The sequence below is a fragment of the Flavobacterium sp. KMS genome, assembly GCF_000813005.1.
In the GTDB taxonomy this organism is placed as follows: Bacteria; Bacteroidota; Bacteroidia; order Flavobacteriales; family Flavobacteriaceae; genus Flavobacterium.
In genome coordinates, this window is the sequence record NZ_JSYP01000006.1 from 12,329 (window position 1) to 30,407 (window position 18,079).

Below are 18,079 nucleotides of genomic sequence, written 5' to 3' on the forward strand. Positions count from 1 at the left end.
ATGAAAAGATATTTCATAATTCTCTTATTATTCATTTCGGCAGCGAGTTTTTCGCAAGAAGAAGCATGGGTTTATTTTAATGCAAAACCCAATTCTCAAACCTATTATGATAATCCTTTATCGATGCTTTCGCAAAGAGCTTTGGATAGAAGGACCAATCAGAATATTGCTTTAGATTTTAAAGATATTCCTATCGAAACAGCATATGTTAGTCAGGTACAAGCTAGTACAGGAATAACAGTTATGGCAAAATCGAAGTGGTTGAATGCAATGCATATTCGAGGAACACAAGCTAATATCAATAATCTAAAGCTATTATCGTTTGTATCTAAAGTTGATTTTGCAAATAAATCATTGAATCTTACAGGGAGAAAAGTAGCTTCGGATAAGGTTGAAGTAACAGATAAAGAGCTTAAAACTGCTGTGAACTATTCTTATGGGACTTCTGCAAACCAGATTCAAATGCTTAACGGACATATCTTGCATCAACAAGATTATACCGGTGCGGGCAAAATAATTGCTGTTCTCGATGCGGGTTTTCCAGGCGTTAATACCGCAAGTACTTTTCAGCGCTTAAGAGATAATAATAAGATTCTAGGCGGTTATAATTACGTTTTAAGAAATCCAGATTTTTATACCGGCGTTTCTCATGGTACCGAAGTTTTGTCGACTATGGGAGGATATAAAGTTAATGCGTTGGTTGGTACTGCTCCCGATGCTTCCTATTATTTGTTTATTACTGAAGATGATAACTCAGAGAATCCTGTAGAGGAATCTCTTTGGGTTGAAGCTGCAGAAGAGGCAGATAGGTTAGGGGCAGATATTATCACAACTTCTTTGGGATATTTTGGATATGATAATGCAAATTATAGCCATACATATAGCGATATGAATGGTACAACTAATTTTATTTCGCGAGGAGCAGAAATCGCTTTTAGCAGAGGTATGATTGTGGTTGCATCTGCTGGAAATGAAGGAGATACTGCAGAGAAACATATTGGAGGCCCAGCTGATGCTGCATCTGTAATTACTGTAGGTTCGGTGACTGCTACCAAGAATTTATCTTATTTTAGTTCTATTGGTCCTAGTTATGACCAGAGGATTAAACCTGATGTTATGGCTCAAGGTACGGCTGCAGTGGTATCGGATGTTTCAGGAAATATTGGTACAACAAACGGAACTTCTTTTTCATGCCCCATAATGGCTGGAACAATAGCTTGTTTATGGCAGGCTTTCCCGAATAAAACGAATCAGCAAATTAGACAATTGGTTTTGCAATCCGCAGATAGATATGCTTCGCCTAATCCACAATTTGGCTACGGAATCCCTGATTTTAGTTTGGCATTAAATACTGCTTTAAGTGTAAAATCAAATGAAAATATTGATTTTTTGCTATATCCTAACCCAACTGATTCTGATATTTTCTTTACTTTATCAAATGGTATTAATGAAGCGTTAGTAACAGTATATTCTATTCTTGGGCAAAAGGTTATCGAAAAGCAAATTACAAATGAGGCTTCGACGGTTTCATTGCAATCGTTACATTCTGGGATTTATTTTTATACTTTAGACGCAAATAACCTGCATAAAACAGGTAAAATTATAAAACAATAATTGGCATTATTACATGAATAAGATTACAACTCTTTTTAATATAAAATATCCAATCATTCAGGCAGGAATGATTTGGAATAGTGGCTACAAACTTGCTAGTGCAGTAAGTAATGCAGGTGGTTTAGGAATAATTGGTGCTGGCTCGATGTATCCTGAAGTATTGCGCGAACATATTCAGAAATGCAAAAAAGCAACATCTAAACCATTTGGTGTTAATGTACCGATGCTTTATCCTAACATCGACGAAATCATAAAAATCATTATTGATGAAGGGGTGAAAATCGTATTTACATCGGCTGGAAATCCTAAAACATGGACATCTTTTTTAAAAGAAAATGGCATTACGGTTGTGCATGTGGTAAGTAGTACTATTTTTGCGTTAAAAGCGCAAGAAGCAGGTGTTGATGCCATTGTTGCCGAAGGCTTTGAAGCTGGGGGACATAATGGTCGTGATGAAACAACGACTTTTACATTGATTCCGATGGTGCGCGAAAAAATTACTATTCCGCTTATTGCAGCTGGAGGAATCGCAACGGGAAGAGGAATGCTTGCAGCAATGATTCTGGGTGCTGATGGAGTACAGGTGGGTAGTCGTTTTGCGGCTTCGACTGAATCATCGGCACATGATAATTTTAAGCAAACTATTGTTAAGGTTAAGGAAGGTGATACTCAATTGACATTAAAAGAATTGGCTCCTGTACGATTAATTAAGAATAAATTTTATCAGGATGTTCAGGCATTGTATGAAAAATGTCCAACTAAAGAAGAACTTGTCGAACTTTTAGGTAGAGCGAGAGCGAAGCGCGGAATGTTTGAAGGAGATTTGGAAGAAGGAGAATTAGAAATCGGACAGATAGCTGGACTTATTCATGATATTAAACCTGCTGCTGAAATTATTGAAGAAATGATTTCGGATTTTGAAAGTGCACGTAAGCAAACATTAAATTTAGATTTTTAGATAAATGAATCGCATAAAAATATATATAGTATTACTTTTTTTAGGTCTTGGTTTGCAACAAACCTATAGTCAGAGTTACAAATTTAGGACTTCTGGTTATAGTGTTTTACAGAAAAATGAAAAGGGGAAATGGGGCAAATGGTCCGACTTGGAATTGGTTAATATTATGGTTGTTTTAGATACTGATAAAAACCGAATTGTTGTTAACTCTCAAGAGGTTCAAGTATTTCAAATTTCTGATTATATAGCCAGAGAAGAAAATGATACCGATATTGTGTATTCTTTTATCTGTAAAGATTTAGGCGGAAACGATGCTAAGTTGTCTATCATTACCAGAAAAATGCAAGATAACAGAAAGCAATTGTATATAAATTACAATGACCGAATTGTAGTGTATAATATTTTTAATATGTAATTATATTAGAATGTGTTTGCGTGAGGGATGGCAGCGAAAAGCCCACAGCCTGACGAAGGAAGTGCGAGGACTTGTAGCGAACAGCCCGACCCGAAGGGACACGCCCAAATTATTTAAGATACGATAATGTAAACGCTGTATCGGACTAATAAGGAAGAAATAGAAACTAAATAGAAAACCCGACAGATTTTAAAGTCTGTCGGGTTTTTTGTTTATTTTGAGATAATAACTACAACTTTATTAAAATCTGCGGCTGCATTTATAACTGCTTTGTATTGCTCGAAGCTCGATAAGGGGTAGTTTACGATATTGTAGAACTCACTATTCTCGATTATAACTTCGTTATTGTTCTTAGTGTATTTACTTGTAAAACCAGCTTCGGTTTTGCCGTTTATCTGTGTCTTGAAATCCATATTAAATTTCTCCAGATTTTTTATGGTCGCTCCTTTTGGGAGTATAAGCTTAATTTTTCTTGTGTAGGAATGTGGGTAATCAATTTCTATAGGTAACATTCTTTTATTTTCCTGGTAAAGCTCCATTTGTTTACCAATAGTTTTTCCAGCGGATACTAAGTAATTTGCCCCCGCTTTTTGAATCATTTCTTTTCCATCGAACGTAAGATTAATTATAAAAGGTTTTTTTCCTATAAAATCGGTTCCATCATTTTCGGTAGTTAATGTTTTGAATTCTGTTTGCGAAGTATAATTTTCGGCTATGCTTTTTAGCATGGTTTGGTATTGTTCATCAGAAACAAAATCTTTTATAGGCTGAAAATTTAGTCCTGAATAACCTCCGTAAGTAAATTTACTTGTTATTAATGGGTTTTCTATATCTTTTGTAAAATCTATAGTAATGTCCATGAAATCATGTGTGATTGTAGCATCAGGAATTTCGATAAAATTAATCTCGCTAATTCCCATTTTTACGCCTGCAAATACTTTTTCTTTTATAAATAAACCATTGTTATTTGCTAAGTAAGCGGGAAATAACGGAATACGGAATTCCATTTCTGTTGGGGTAAGATATTTTTTTATTGAAGGGAAATAGAATAAAAATTCGCTTAAGTTTTCATAACTCTCAAAATTTTTATCAAAAGGGATTTCGTATCTGTTTGAAGTAAATACGACGTTGTTCTCGATATTAAAATTCTTTAAAACGGTAACATATAATTTTAAAATATCGATACTACAGGCTTGCTTACTTTTAATTACCTCTGTTAATGTTTCTTTCTGGCTTACATATTTATCGTAAGCAATGCTTTTTTTAATTGTGTTTTCAATATTCCAGATTTGTTCTTGTAAGTCATTTGACTTAGGTATTTTAGAACAAAATTCTGTTATTGCTTTTTGTTGTTTTTTATCTAATTCTGGATTGATGCGTTCATATAAACTTGTAGCATATTCTTTAAAGTTATTGATGTTTTTTGAGCCGCTATAATTATTAGCGTTTAGTTTGTAACGTAGTAATCTTAATTGTACGTCCCAATTTGAGTATGCTTCGTCATTTTTTAAAGCAATGATGTTTTTATCGTTTATGCTCAATACCGTTTTGTTTTCAAACTTTTTATCGTCTAAAACTGGTTCACTTAATCCATTATATGATTTAGTTTTAAAAACGAGGTGTACTGGATAAATTAATTCAAAGTTTAGCTCGGCAATAGGGTATTGCGATTGCATTTTAATTGTTTTACCATCTAATTCTGGCGTTTCTTGCAGGATGTATAATTTCTCGATTACTGCTCCTTTTTCAAGTCCGTTTACAGCAAAATAATGATATTTTAATCCTTTTTCGGCATCAACTTCTTCTTTAATATCTCCTTTGTCTAAGGTTATTACTTTTCCATTTTTTAAAATTACTCTGGCTTTATTAAGCAATAGGGTTTCATCTTCATTAAAAGGGATATAGATTTTATTATTTCTTTCTATTGATTCATCAGAATTGATGTAAATTTTTTCATGAAATAATCGGTATTGTTGAGCTGCTTTTCCTACTACAATAATTTCTATTTTGGTGGTACGATTTAAAATTACTTCTTTTTCGTCTTTGTATTGTTTAGGAATTTCTATCGTGGTTTCTTTCTCTTTCCAATCATAGTCTTTGAAACTGTAATCTTGTGCAAAAAAAACGGAAGTGTTTATAATTGCAATAAAGGTTAAGATTGTTCTTAATAGTTCTTTTTTCATTATTTCTCAGATAAGATTAGGTTCTCGTTGTAGTTGGTTTTTAGTTTTTTTATCGTTTCATTCCAAGCAGCAAAATCAGAATTGATAAGTAATAATTTCTTCTGGCTTAACTCGATATTTAGATATAAAAGATTGTTTTTTAATATGTAAGTAAAATTTGCTTTTATATAATCGTTGTCTAATTCAAAGTTTTTTGGAAGATATTTTATCTTATAATTTTTAGGAATTTCAAGAATATACTGTGTATTGAATTTCGTTAGATATTCAAACTCATATGGAAAAGTTCGGTTTTGGTCTATAACAGCTTTATCTAGATATTTATCCAGAAATAAATTGATATAGACTTCATTATCTACTTTTACGATGTAATTATCTAAATCGAATTTGTAGTTTATTATATAGGCTTTATCTCTGTCATTTACATTTTCCTCGGTGTATTCCTCCAGATTAAACTTGTTGTTGCCTTTTATAACAAGACTTTTTATTCTTTCGAATCGGGCTTTATTTGTTGCATCTCCAATTTGCATTAATGTATGGCTTCTGTCATAACCTGTGCGTGATACTTTTCCTGACCCTATTAATTTATTTTTTGCAATAGTGATGTTTACGGTTTCTTTTATTTCATTTTTTTCGGCAGGTACTATCGGGACTTTAATAATTTTATAGGTACCATTTTCGCCAAACATGGCTTCTTTTCCTTGTATGAATGCTGTAGGGATTCCGTATCGGGTTTGTTTGTCGGTACCGTCTAAAAAGATGTATTCATCATTATTTTTAAAAAGAGCAATCATATGGTTATCAACAGCAGGTGTAGGTAAATCATCGTATGAATAGGGAATACTTCGTGTCCCTATCCAGGCTAGAGTTACATTGCTTACATTGGCATATTTTGCCATACAGGAAATTATGCTTGCCATGTCCTTACAGTCTCCAAATTTTCTCTGAAAAACCAAAGTTGCTTCACGAGGAATAAATCCTTCATAACCGTTTTCAAAAGCGATGTATTTAATGTTCTCTTTTACCCAATAAAAGATGCTTTTTATTTTATCGCTATCTGTTTTCTTATCTTTTGTAATTTCGAGAGATAGCGCTTTTAAGTCGGCATTATCGTCTTTATTTAAATCTTTAACAAAGCCTTTATAATAACCAAATAATTGATTTGTAGTACCTAATACTTCTGTTGGTTTATTGTCTATTTGATACTCTTTTATATAAAACGCAATATGAGGAACCAGATATAAATATCCTGGAGAATTGTCTTCGTATTTTACGGGTTTTATATCGGTTAATGTCCATTTATAAATCCATTTTCCTTTTTTCTCTGTTTTAGAAAATACGATTGTATTTTTAGGATCATTAAAAATCTTAAAATCTATCGAGATATTTTTATCCGTTTTTACTTCTAAGCTTGAATATTGAATTGGTAAATTATTTCCAAAAATGAATCTTTGTAATAAATACGGATCTATAAATTCAGTTTGATAATCATATACTTTTTTTGCACCCGTTTCAAGATTTGGAAATGTAAGCTGACGTTCCATAACATCATTATAAAACACAGAACTTTGTTGCGATTGCTTTTCGTTTGTTTGCGTTACTTTTATTTTTTTCTCTTTTCCGTTATCGTTAATAATGGTGTATGCATCGTAACTTTTTAGTTTTATTAAATCCGAATATGAAAATGATTCTTTGGTGTTTTGAATACCATTTTGGTTAAGAATCATTGATTCATAATGATTATCCTGTATGATTTTTAGTTTTTTATCTTTAATAGATATATCATAAGACTGAACCTCATTCAAAATGAGTTCATTATAATCTGGATACAAAATTTTATAGTCCTTAAGTGATTTCTGAGCAGAACTCGTTAATACAAAAGACGCAAAAAAAGCAATATATAAGAGGTGTTTATTTAGCAATATTGACCAATTCATTTGAATCGTATTTTTTTGTTAATACTAGCTTTCCTTCTTTATAAATTAATGTGTTCCCGTGTAACTCACCATTTTTATAAGCAGACTTAAGCCAAGGTTTTCCATCTTCTTTAAAATATTCCTGAATGCCTTCGAAGTCATTTTTTACAAAATGCTCTTTCTTATATATTTTACCATTTGCATAATATTCAATACGATCTCCGTCTAGAATACTATTTTTGTACATAGATTCATATTCAGGTTTACTCTCCATATTGTAAATGACTAATTTACCGTCTAGATTTCCTTTTAAGAGATTCAGTTGTATCGCAACTTTTCCGTTAGGGTAATAAGAACTAACTTCAGCTGTTTCGTTCTCTATAATTACTTTATCATTTAGTTCGCCTGTTTTACTTTTGCGGGTATAATACATAGGCTGATTATTTGTATAGCCAATAGCTAATATAGGTTCCCCTTTTTGATTGTAATAAATGTATTCCCCTTCCGTTAATCCGTCGAGTTCGTTATATTCTGATAATTTAGTTTTATTGTGGTAATAACGAATGGTTTTTCCGTTTTCATCCCCAAAAGTGTACTCGGTTGTAAGCCTTAAATTACCCACTAAATCGTATTGTTTACTCATACCATTTATATCTCCAGAATAATAATTACTATCGGTATAAATACTACCAGATGGGCTATACGATTTGTATGAATTATGTAATTTGCCATTAAGATATTCGGCTGTAGTAATAGGAGTATTTAGTTTGTCTTTTAATGTATAAGCACCGTTAAATACTCCATTTTTTAGGTTGTAATCCTGAATAACTGTACCATTATTATGTGATAAAACAAATTTTCCTGTTTTATTCTTATAATCAATTTCATTCTCTTTAATTCCTTTTTGATTATAGTATTCTTTACTAATCAAATAACCATCAACATAATTATCGATGATAGAGATTACTCCATTTTGAGAATAGCTATATTTTTTGAAATTCAAATCTCCATTTACAAAATAGCCCTCAATACTTGTTGTTCCATCAGAATAAAAAGATTTAAAAGGTCCGTTTTGAGTGTTGTTTTGATAATAGAAAGTTCTGTTTAATTTGTTATCCTCGTATACTTCAAAAGTTCCATTTATTGTATCATTTGCATAATTTCGGATGTTGTCTATATTTCCATTCTGATTATAAGCAGTATATAAACCATGCAGTTTACCTCGGGAATAAAACTCTTTAGATTTAGGGCTGCCAGATCTATAGTTATAATTCCATTCGCCATTTTTATTACCTTTCTCATAATTACCATAAACTACTACTTTTCCTTCGTAAGTTTTAATTTCAAAAGGTTTTTGTGACAGACTTATTTCTTTAGGTTTTGCATTTTTATCAGAATATTGTAATCCGTATTTTAATTCTCCAGATTTGTATTTTTCATCATAATATTTATTACCATTGATGTCAAAATAACTGTATGCTTCTAATTGCCCTTTTTGGTCGTATGTTAATTCAGTGGATTTTTTACCATTCGGGAAGTAATCATTTAATTTTACTATTTTACCTGCTGAAAAAGTACTTTCTCTTTCTAGAGTTTTATTACTGTAATAGGATTTGTATGTATCCTGTACAACACCATTTTTATAGGTAACTTCATTTTTTACTGTTTTGCCATCATGGTATTGAACAGATTTTCCGTCGACTACATCATTAACATAATTCGCACTCTCTACTATATCACCAGCTACATTGTACTCTAAGTAATTCCCGTTTAATTTTCCGTTTTCATACCCTGTTTCAGATTTTTTTCCACCGTTTTGATACAAACAAATTAGCTTTCCGTTACGTTTTCCACCAGTGAAAGTTATCTCGCAATTTTTCCCTCCATTAGGATAATAAGAAGTGCATATTCCATCTAAAAGACCATCTTTATAATTTTCGACTAAGTCTATAGATCCATTTTTATAATATGTTGTTCTGGTACCTTCTAACTTTCCATTTATAAAATATTTTTCTTCGCTTAGGTTTCCTTTGTCATCATAATATTTTTGATGTCCATCTAATAAATTATTCTTAAAGTTGATTTCTCCTTTAAGATTTCCATCACTATTTAAGTATTTATATTTTCCTTCTGATTTTCCATTTATTTGCGGACCAATAAGATAAGGTCTGCCGTTTTCTAATGTTATAACTACATCTTCTTGTTTACCAAAAATATCTAAGTTTCTCTTAGCATATTTTGACCAAAAGCTTTTTTTAATGTAATTTTCATTAAAAGAGGTGATTTTCTTTACGTTCTTGGTTAATGTTTTTCCTAATTTTTCTTCCATTGATACTAACATATAGTATGAATATCCTTCAAATTGGTTTTCTTCCATCATGGTTTTTACCCACGGAATATAAATAGTTTCAAAAAAACCATCACCCATTTTGTGCTCTAATGTATATTCGGCAACAGCCTGAACTTGGCGTGTTATAACATCATCGATATTAGACTTTACTTTGTAAGCACTTTTTAAAGGCAATTGGTTTCTAAGTATAGTTTCTATTTCTTCAAAATTATCTCCTGTTTTAGAAAAAATAACTTTGCTTTCGTCAAGATAATTTTGACCATATTTAGCATTTAATTTTAAAATAGCAGCTTCTGCATATGGGCCAGTTGGAGCAATTATAAGGTAGCTCATTAAAGCAAGTGTGCCTTCGGTTATTTTTCCGTTCTCTAATGCAATCGATCCCAAGAAAAAGTGAGATGAAGGGTGATTAGGATTATTTGTAATTATACGTTCAAGTATATCAACACTTTTTTGTGTTTCTCCTTTTCGAACATACAGAATTGCAAGATTATATAGAAATGAAGAAGAGTTAGGTAAGTACTTTTCTCCTTCTTTAAAAATTTTCTCTGATTTGTCATATTCTTTTTCATCACTCAAATAATTAGCATAAACCGCGTAAAGTTCAGGGAACTCGGGCATTACATTTTTAGTGTATAAGCTTTCGATAAAGGATTTGAATTCTTCCTTTTTATCAGATTGTCGAAGGCTAATTGCTTTTTCATATTGAGCATTAAAGAATTTAGGATCAGTTTTACTGATTTTTTCATACTCCTTAATTGCTTCGTCATATTTTTTTGCATCATGTAGAGAGATTCCTTTTTTAAGTATGGAATCATTATTATAAACGAATGCGTAATTTGTTTGAGAATAAGTTTTAGCAAATGAAACTAAAATAATTGCGAGTAAAATTTTTTTCATTGATTAGGTTTAATTTTGTCAAATATAAAAATTTTATTAACGTTTGTAAGAAATTAAGTGTTTTAATTTGAGTTTTTTTGCTGATATTAATTTATTGTTTTTTAAGCTAAACCAAACTGATTTTTAGCTTTTATCGCAATAATTAGTAACTAAAAAAACAAACCCGATAAGTTATAAAACTTGTCGGGTTTGTTTGTTCCTTTTTATAAAATTATATTGCCACAATTCATAGAACCTTTGTTCCTTTGAACCTTTAGGCGCACTGCTGTGCATCTCTACAGGAAAACCTTCGAAACTCTGGACTCTATTCAATATCCTTAATAAATTCATCATACTCTAGATAAAACATTTCCAGTGCATTCATCTTCTCGTAATAGAAATCAAAAATAGCATCCCAATAATTACGATTGCTAAAACCAACTCCAAGTTTTTCAACCCAAATTCGGCTAATAGTTTTTCCGCTTTCCAGTGTGTATTCTTTTTCGAAAATTAGATCTTTAATAAATTCTTCTTCCAGAATATTTTTTAAGGCTTCCAGTTTTTCATAGTAAGCATTTCGTTTTTCATCACTTCGATGTTCGATATCTATTAAGACTTGTGCTTTTTTATTATCGACATAAAATTTAAATGAAAAATCTTTTATTTTGGTATCATAAAGCACCCATTTTCGAGGATATTTTTCTGCGAAAGAAACCCAGAATTCTCGTTTTAATTTTTGTGATTCTTCTTTACTATACATTTTTATTGGCTTAAGATCTAGAAAATTTGTGAGACACCATTTTCTAAAGTATATTTATATATTATTTGAGACTACAAAAATAGACTTTGATTATGGATTTTCAAGACTTTTTACATTTTGTTCCCAATTTTGCGCATGCAAAACTTCCAGCTATTGATGCTCACTTAAAAATGGCACCTTTGGAAAGAGTAGAGTCCTTGATAAATCAGGATATGAATACTAAGAACCCAAGAATTGCTGCGGTTATGATGTTGTTTTATCCCAAAAACGGAAAAACACATTTGGTATTAATTGTTCGTAATGCCTATAATGGAGTTCACTCGTCGCAAATAGCTTTTCCTGGTGGGAAATATGAGCTCGAAGATGAAAATTATGAGCAAACTGCTTTAAGAGAAACATATGAAGAAGTAGGAGTTTTGCCTGAAAAGATTAAGGTATTAAAGGCTTTTACACCTATGTATATTCCGCCTAGTAACTTTATGGTACATCCTTTTCTTGGAGTTTGTAATGAGGAAATTCATTTTTATCCAGATTCTAGAGAGGTCGCTGATATTATTGAGTTGCCACTTTTAGTTTTTTTAGATGATGAAATAGTTATTGATACCATTTTATCAACTTCGTATGCGGCTAATATTTCGGTTCCGGCTTTTAAGATAGAAAATCATATTGTTTGGGGAGCTACTGCTATGATATTAAGTGAGTTGAAAGATTTTTTAAAAGAGAATTTTGTAACCAAATAGTTTTAGCACAGTATTTAAAGACTCACGCCTTAGATAAAAGTAATAGAAAGTCTTATTTTTTTAAGATACAATTATTTAACATAAAGGAACGTTTATTTTAAATAATTGATAGTATTAATGCTGATATTAAATAAGTTGCATTTTGCATTCATAGACTAGTTTCTACTTGGGACGACAAAAATAAATTTCGTAAGTTTGTCCTTCTAATTTTTCAAAATAACACATAAATTTATGGGATTGTTTAAAAGAAATCCTTTTGGTCATATATTATTCATTAAAAAATGGTTAATTCGAGTTTTTGGAGCAGTTACGCACAGACGCTATCGTGGTTTTAATGAATTACAAATTGATGGCTCAGAAATTATAAGAAGCTTACCCGATACAAATGTTCTTTTTATATCCAATCATCAGACATATTTTGCCGATGTTGTGGCCATGTTTCATGTTTTTAACGCAAGTTTAAGTGGGAGAGAGGATAATATAAAAAATGTAGGTTATCTATGGCAACCTAAAATGAATATTTATTACGTTGCTGCCAAAGAAACAATGAGAGCAGGGTTGCTACCAAGAATTTTATCTTATGTAGGAGCAATAACAGTAGAGCGTACTTGGCGTGCTAAAGGCGTAGATGTTACCGAAAAAAGAGAAGTAAACCCAAATGATACCGAAAATATTAAAATGGCACTTAATGATGGTTGGGTAATTACGTTTCCGCAAGGAACAACCAAATCATTTAAGCCAGTTCGTAAAGGTACAGCACATATTATTAAAGAACACCGACCAATAGTAGTTCCGATTGTGATAGATGGTTTCCGTCGTTCTTTTGACAAAAAAGGATTACGATTGAAAAAGAAAGGAATTCTGCAATCATTTATTATCAAAGAGCCACTTGTTATTGACTATGATAATGAAACTATAGAAGAAATTGTTGAAAAAGTAGAGTTTGCTATCGAACAACATCCTTCATTTTTAAAAGTTATTCCATCTGAAGAGCTAAAAGTTCAGGAAGAACTAAATCAAATGCGTAGATGGGATTATTAGTTTTCCAGATAAATTATTTTTGTAAAAAGGGAGATGTAAAATATTTTACATCTCCCTTTTTAGTTTTTATTGTATCTCTATTAATCCTAAGCTTTATCTCTCTGAACCTTTGCCTCTTTGAGCCTTTCTTTACCTATAAATCAATCTTTTTAAGTTCTTTATAATTAGAGTACAATCTTCGTAGTAACGTACCATATATAAGCCTGTAAAAACACCAGAAGAGCCCTAGGAATCCAAGAGTCACTAATAGTAAAATTCCTATTACCATTAACATTACCGTTGCGTTGGTAGCAATCTTTTCTTTAAGATAATTCATTTCTGGGCTTGAAAAAGCAATAAAGAAACTTATAACAGAACTTAAAACAGCCATTGCCAAGTTGTACCAAACGTAGTATTGAACCGTTTTTCGGGTTTTTAAAATACTACTCATTAGTAATTTTGTAGATTTTGTTGTAGAAATTGTTGTGTAGTTCTTATAGAAAAAATACACAAAAATTAATACTACTACATAATTAAAGTAAGTTATTACTTCAAGATATAGTATGTATTCAGGATGATTGATTTGTTTTAAAAAATCATCAATGCTAAATACAAAATTTGATATTGTCCAAAATAATATTTCTAGAAGACTTATAACTAAAATCCATTTCACAATCGAAGACGATTTTTTATGAATCATGTTATAAATTTCAACTTCAGATACTTGATGAAAAGTGTCTGCAGTTTTGTTCCAATCTTTTTTTAGTAAATCCAGTTCTTTCATAATTTTTTTAAGGATTTAATATTTTTTTAAGTTTCCCTTTAATTCTATTCATTTTCACTCGTGCATTCACTTCACTAATACCCAACGTTTCGGCAATTTCCTGATAATCTTTATCTTCAAGATACATAAAAACCAATGCCTTTTCGATATCGTTTAGTTGGTAAACGGCTTTGTACATTAACTTAATTTGTTCTTCTTCCTCATAGTTGTAATCAACTTCTTTTATAAAATGTTGGTGATTTTCAAACTCTACAGTCGCTATCGAGCGTTTCGTTTTTCGATATAAAGTAATAGCGGTATTTAACGCGACACGATAGGTCCAGGTAGAGAATTTGCTGTCGCCCCTAAATTTTGGATATGCTTTCCATAGCTGAATCGTAATTTCCTGAAACAAATCTTTGTGAGCATCTTGGTTGGCAGTATATAATCTACAAATCTTGTGGATTATATTCTGGTTTGCCTGCAATTGCACAACAAATGAATGTTCTAAATTATCGCTCATAATATATTAGTGTTAGGAACACTGATTTTGTTACAAAGTACATCTTTTTATTTTATATTTTTTTGATATTAATACTTCATAATAGAATTATTGCTGCACGGTTTATATCATGAGAAGAATATTTCCATAATAAGATTATTACTAGCTTATAAATTCAAGGTTCATATTTTTATTTTAACAAAAGAAAAAGAATGTAAGGCAAAATTAACAATTTATGTCTTCGTATATCTTTATAAATTGTAAGAATAGTTATAATTTCGCGTTTCAGAAACTTAGTAATTCAATAATCTAAAATGAACACTCAGTCTGTATCAAATATAAAAGTATCATTATATTGGTGTAAATTAAAAACTTTGAAAAATATTTAGCCGAAACAACTAATAGTTTCTTTTTGACTGTCAAGTACATTTGATTATCTGAATATAAACATAAAATATGCTGTATTAGTAAGCAACGTAATTTGAATCTTAATTTTATAATAAATGCTAACTAGAATATCTAATACTCATCCAGAGCTGGGTGATATTATTGCTAATTACAAAGAATTTTGGTCAGAAATAAATTTGCCATCTAAGCGAACCGTTTTAAAAGAAGGAGATGTTTCTAATACGCTATACTTTGTAGTAAAAGGAAGTATGCGACTTTCTAATAACAATAACGGTAATGAAATAACGATACAGTTTTTCTTTGAAAATGATTTTGTTGCTTCCTTTGAGAGTTTTTTAAAAGATACTCCCAGTTTTTTTAGCTTAGATACTATAGAAAATACGACAGTTTTGGTAATTAGAAAGGAACATTGGAAAATTATCATGGATGAAAACCCTTCGTTAAAAGAACTATTTTTTGATTTTACTTCGGATAGATTTATTAATTATATACATCATTTTTTATCTTATATAAAAGAGAAACCCGAAGAACGATATCAAAATTTGTTGAAAAACAAATCACATATATTGCAACGTGTTCCTTTGCAATATATCGCTTCCTATTTAGGAATTACTACGGTATCTTTAAGCCGGATTCGAGCGAGAAAAAGTAAAAAATAAGGTTTCCAATGTAATTGAGATATTTTAAGGGTGGTTTTTTTGTACGTTTTTAATTAACAATTGTTAATTTTTAAAAAACAAATTTGACTGAAATTTGTTTAAAACTAACCCCCCAAAAAAAATGAACAAAAAAATTATTCTATTTAATTTCCAACCTATCCTTGTAGGGAAATTAATTGACCAAAGGAAACTTAATGAATACACTAAATTTCTTTATCATCATTTTCAAAACCAATCTGTTTTATCGCTTGCTGGAGAAGACGAGGTATCAACCAGCTTTGAGTTTGTCTCAGATCAAGTTGATAAGTATTCTATTTCTCCCGAAAACATTAGTCAAAGACAGATTTTAATTTTTGAAGAAGTAGCGCAGTTTATTGAAAACGAAATGGATGGTGTTTCGCATTTAGATTATCAATACCCTAATAGTCTTACGAACGAGTCTGGCGATTTGTGTATCCCTAAAATAGGGAACCGTATGCAATGGTTTAAAGAAAAAATGAGTTATGTTTTTGACGAGTTTTATTCTAAAACAGTAACTGCTCCAGAAAATCTCGTGCATGTTACATGTTCTGGTTATGCCTCACCTAGTGTAGCTCAAGAAGCCGTTATAAAAAGAGAATGGGAAACAGCCCAAGTAACACATTCTTATCAAATGGGATGTTATGGAGCTTTTCCGGCGATTCGTACCGCAAGCAGTTTAATCAGCGCTAGTCCTGGTAACGGAAGGGTTGATGTTATTCATACAGAACTATTGTCAGCCCATCTTAATTTAACTGAATTTTCTATCTCTAATACTATGATTTGCTCTCTTTTTGCAGATGGATTTATTGGATATTCTTTACTCGAAGAAGAGGCTTTCATGAGTGATGATAGTATAGAGGAGAAAAAAGGATTACGTGTTTTGGCTTCGCATGAAGTTATTATACCCGATTCTTTAGAAGATATGTCATGGGATTTAGGAGAGTTTAATTTTATAATGACACTCTCTAAGCGAGTTCCTGTTTTTATTCGTAAAAACATCAAATCATTTTTGGCAGTACTTTGTGAAAAAGCAGGTATAAATCTTGAAGAAGAAAAATACAATATGCATTTTGCAATTCATCCTGGTGGTCCTAAAATAATTGATTATGTAGTTGACGAAATAGGAGTTTTTAAAGAACAAGCCCGCTGGTCTTACGAAATATTACGTCGCCAAGGTAATATGTCATCAGCAACAGTACCTCATATTTTTAATGAAATTATAAATGATCCAACAATAAAACAAGGGACAAAAATTGTAGCAATGGCATTTGGGCCAGGACTTACAGCAACAGCCTTGTTAGTCGAAAAATTATAATTTAAATATCATATGGAAGAAGTATATGATGTAATAATAGCAGGATGTGGCCCCACAGGAGCCACATTTGCTAATTATTTTGGTAAGCAAAATTTAAAGGTTTTACTCTTTGATAGGGGAGCGGATATTATAGAATATCCTAGAGCTGTACATATCGATGAAGACGTAATTAGAATTTTTCAGGAATTAGGACTTTATGAGGGAATGAAAAAAGATGCGATAAAGCCTTTTGTAAATTATTCATTAGTTTCAAAAAAAGATAAGCTACTTTTTCAGTTTCAACCCAATTCAAGTATTTCTGAAGACATTCCTGATTGTAGTTGGATTTTGCAGCCTGAAATCGAGAAACATTTGCGAAACGGATTTTTGCAGTATCCAAATGTCGAATTTTTAAAAGAAACAACTTGGAGTGATTTAGATAAAAAAGTAGATACAGTTTCTTTGGTATTAACCAATAATAGAAAGGAATCTATAAATGTAAAAGGTAAATTTCTTATTGCCTGCGACGGAGGTAGAAGTGCCATTCGAAAAAAGATGAATATAGCTGTTCATGATTTTGGATTTAAAAAAGAATGGTTTGTTGTTGATACGAATTATACAGGAAAAAAGATTTTCTCCGAAGATCATAAACAATATTGTGATCCAAATCAACCTATGACCTATGTAAATGGGGTTAAAGATCATTTTAGGTGGGAATTTATGATTTCTAAAAAACATGCTAAATTTTCAGATGAAATGCTGGCAGATACGATGATCCCAAGATTGGCATCTCATTTTCCTATACATGATTTTGAAATTATTAGAAAGAAAAAATATGTATTCCATACTTTAGTAGCTAAGGAATGGCGTTCAGGCACTGTTTTTCTTGCAGGAGATGCAGCACATCAAATGCCGCCTTTTTTAGGACAAGGTATGTGTTCTGGTATAAAAGATGCTAAAAATTTATCCTGGAAGATTGTTAGCGCTTGTACTAATTTTAATGTAGCAACAAATGAATTATTAGATTCTTATTACAAGGAAAGAGCACCGCAGGTAGAAAAAATAATAAAAGTGGCTTCTATTTTAGGTGGATTTATTCAGTATTCTAATCCTATTTTGGCATCTTTTAGGAATGGATTCTTACGATTGCTGAATGTTTTGCCCAGCAAACCTATTGATGCACTTATAGAAAAATATCTTTATGGATTAGAGGTCAAAAATTTTTCAAAATTAAAGCATCCTTTGGTAGGCAAACGAATCCCTCAACCCCTTGTTATTTTAAAAAATCAAAGAAAAGTATATTTTGATGAATTATGTGGTTTTCATTGGGTTGTGCTATTTCGTTCAGATTGCAAAATAATCCCTTTTAACCCTTCAGGTTTTTTAAAATACATTTCGCTAGTGGAAGATTTTTCGGATTCCTCGATCGAGATTAAATCTGTTTTTTTTAATAAATGGATGATTAAAAATAAAGTAGATTTTGTTGTAATCAGACCTGATAAATTCATTTTCGATATCGGAAAAGTTAAGGATTATGACGAGATTATCAGAAACATTGATTCTTATATTAATAAAATTAGTTCAAATTAAATAAAAAGCT

At 31.1% G+C, this 18,079-nt stretch carries 14 protein-coding genes; 8 read left to right on the forward strand and 6 right to left on the reverse strand.

Going from position 1 to position 18,079, the window contains the following annotated elements:
* From OA93_RS07760 to OA93_RS07770, 3 genes are read left to right on the forward strand one after another with little or no spacing between them, the layout of a single operon-like run.
* Complete coding sequence (locus OA93_RS07760; protein ID WP_039112579.1) at nt 1-1,614, forward strand: S8 family serine peptidase; 1,614 nt, start codon at nt 1-3, stop codon at nt 1,612-1,614.
* 13 nt (nt 1,615-1,627) lie between these two features.
* Nucleotides 1,628-2,572 carry a nitronate monooxygenase gene (locus tag OA93_RS07765; RefSeq protein WP_039112580.1) on the forward strand — a complete coding sequence of 315 codons (945 nt, stop codon included), beginning with the start codon at nt 1,628-1,630 and terminating at the stop codon, nt 2,570-2,572.
* 4 nt (nt 2,573-2,576) lie between these two features.
* A complete protein-coding gene (locus OA93_RS07770; protein ID WP_039112582.1) occupies nt 2,577-2,987 on the forward strand; it encodes a hypothetical protein in 411 nt (136 codons plus the stop codon).
* 212 nt (nt 2,988-3,199) lie between these two features.
* Here OA93_RS07770 and OA93_RS07775 read toward each other — a convergent pair whose 3' ends face one another.
* From OA93_RS07775 to OA93_RS07790, 4 genes are all read right to left on the reverse strand, one after another.
* Nucleotides 3,200-5,170: a DUF3857 domain-containing protein gene (locus OA93_RS07775; RefSeq protein WP_039112583.1), complete on the reverse strand. Its 1,971-nt coding sequence runs from the start codon at nt 5,168-5,170 to the stop codon at nt 3,200-3,202.
* On the reverse strand, nt 5,170-7,104 hold the full coding sequence (locus OA93_RS07780) for a DUF3857 domain-containing protein (RefSeq protein ID WP_039112584.1): 1,935 nt from the start codon (nt 7,102-7,104) through the stop codon (nt 5,170-5,172). Before OA93_RS07780 ends, OA93_RS07775 begins: the two co-directional genes overlap by 1 nt.
* Nucleotides 7,079-10,333, reverse strand: coding sequence for a toxin-antitoxin system YwqK family antitoxin (locus OA93_RS07785; protein WP_039112586.1), 3,255 nt, complete (start codon nt 10,331-10,333; stop codon nt 7,079-7,081). Before OA93_RS07785 ends, OA93_RS07780 begins: the two co-directional genes overlap by 26 nt.
* Before the next feature lie 304 nt (nt 10,334-10,637).
* Entirely contained in the window at nt 10,638-11,072 is a 435-nt protein-coding gene (locus OA93_RS07790) for a DUF4268 domain-containing protein (RefSeq protein ID WP_039112587.1), read from the reverse strand.
* A 92-nt stretch (nt 11,073-11,164) separates the two neighbouring features.
* On the opposite strand from OA93_RS07790, the gene OA93_RS07795 reads away from it, so the two are divergent.
* Both OA93_RS07795 and OA93_RS07800 read left to right on the forward strand, forming a co-directional pair.
* Nucleotides 11,165-11,812 carry a CoA pyrophosphatase gene (locus OA93_RS07795; protein WP_039112588.1) on the forward strand — a complete coding sequence of 216 codons (648 nt, stop codon included), beginning with the start codon at nt 11,165-11,167 and terminating at the stop codon, nt 11,810-11,812.
* 231 nt (nt 11,813-12,043) lie between these two features.
* Nucleotides 12,044-12,853: a lysophospholipid acyltransferase family protein gene (locus tag OA93_RS07800; RefSeq protein ID WP_039112589.1), complete on the forward strand. Its 810-nt coding sequence runs from the start codon at nt 12,044-12,046 to the stop codon at nt 12,851-12,853.
* Between the two features lie 133 nt (nt 12,854-12,986).
* Here OA93_RS07800 and OA93_RS07805 read toward each other — a convergent pair whose 3' ends face one another.
* Both OA93_RS07805 and OA93_RS07810 read right to left on the reverse strand, forming a co-directional pair.
* Entirely contained in the window at nt 12,987-13,616 is a 630-nt protein-coding gene (locus OA93_RS07805; RefSeq protein WP_039112590.1) for a hypothetical protein, read from the reverse strand.
* A gap of 7 nt (nt 13,617-13,623) precedes the next feature.
* Nucleotides 13,624-14,118: a sigma-70 family RNA polymerase sigma factor gene (locus tag OA93_RS07810; protein WP_035623144.1), complete on the reverse strand. Its 495-nt coding sequence runs from the start codon at nt 14,116-14,118 to the stop codon at nt 13,624-13,626.
* Nucleotides 14,119-14,600: 482 nt separating this feature from the next.
* On the opposite strand from OA93_RS07810, the gene OA93_RS07815 reads away from it, so the two are divergent.
* The 3 genes from OA93_RS07815 to OA93_RS24065 all read left to right on the forward strand — a co-directional run bounded on the left by OA93_RS07815 (nt 14,601) and on the right by OA93_RS24065 (nt 18,069).
* Nucleotides 14,601-15,164 (forward strand): Crp/Fnr family transcriptional regulator, encoded by a 564-nt coding sequence (locus OA93_RS07815; protein ID WP_039112591.1) that lies wholly within the window; start codon nt 14,601-14,603, stop codon nt 15,162-15,164.
* 121 nt (nt 15,165-15,285) lie between these two features.
* Nucleotides 15,286-16,500, forward strand: coding sequence for a 3-oxoacyl-[acyl-carrier-protein] synthase III C-terminal domain-containing protein (locus OA93_RS07820; RefSeq protein WP_052259405.1), 1,215 nt, complete (start codon nt 15,286-15,288; stop codon nt 16,498-16,500).
* Between the two features lie 12 nt (nt 16,501-16,512).
* Complete coding sequence (locus OA93_RS24065; RefSeq protein WP_052259406.1) at nt 16,513-18,069, forward strand: FAD-dependent monooxygenase; 1,557 nt, start codon at nt 16,513-16,515, stop codon at nt 18,067-18,069.
* Nucleotides 18,070-18,079: the final 10 nt, after the last annotated feature.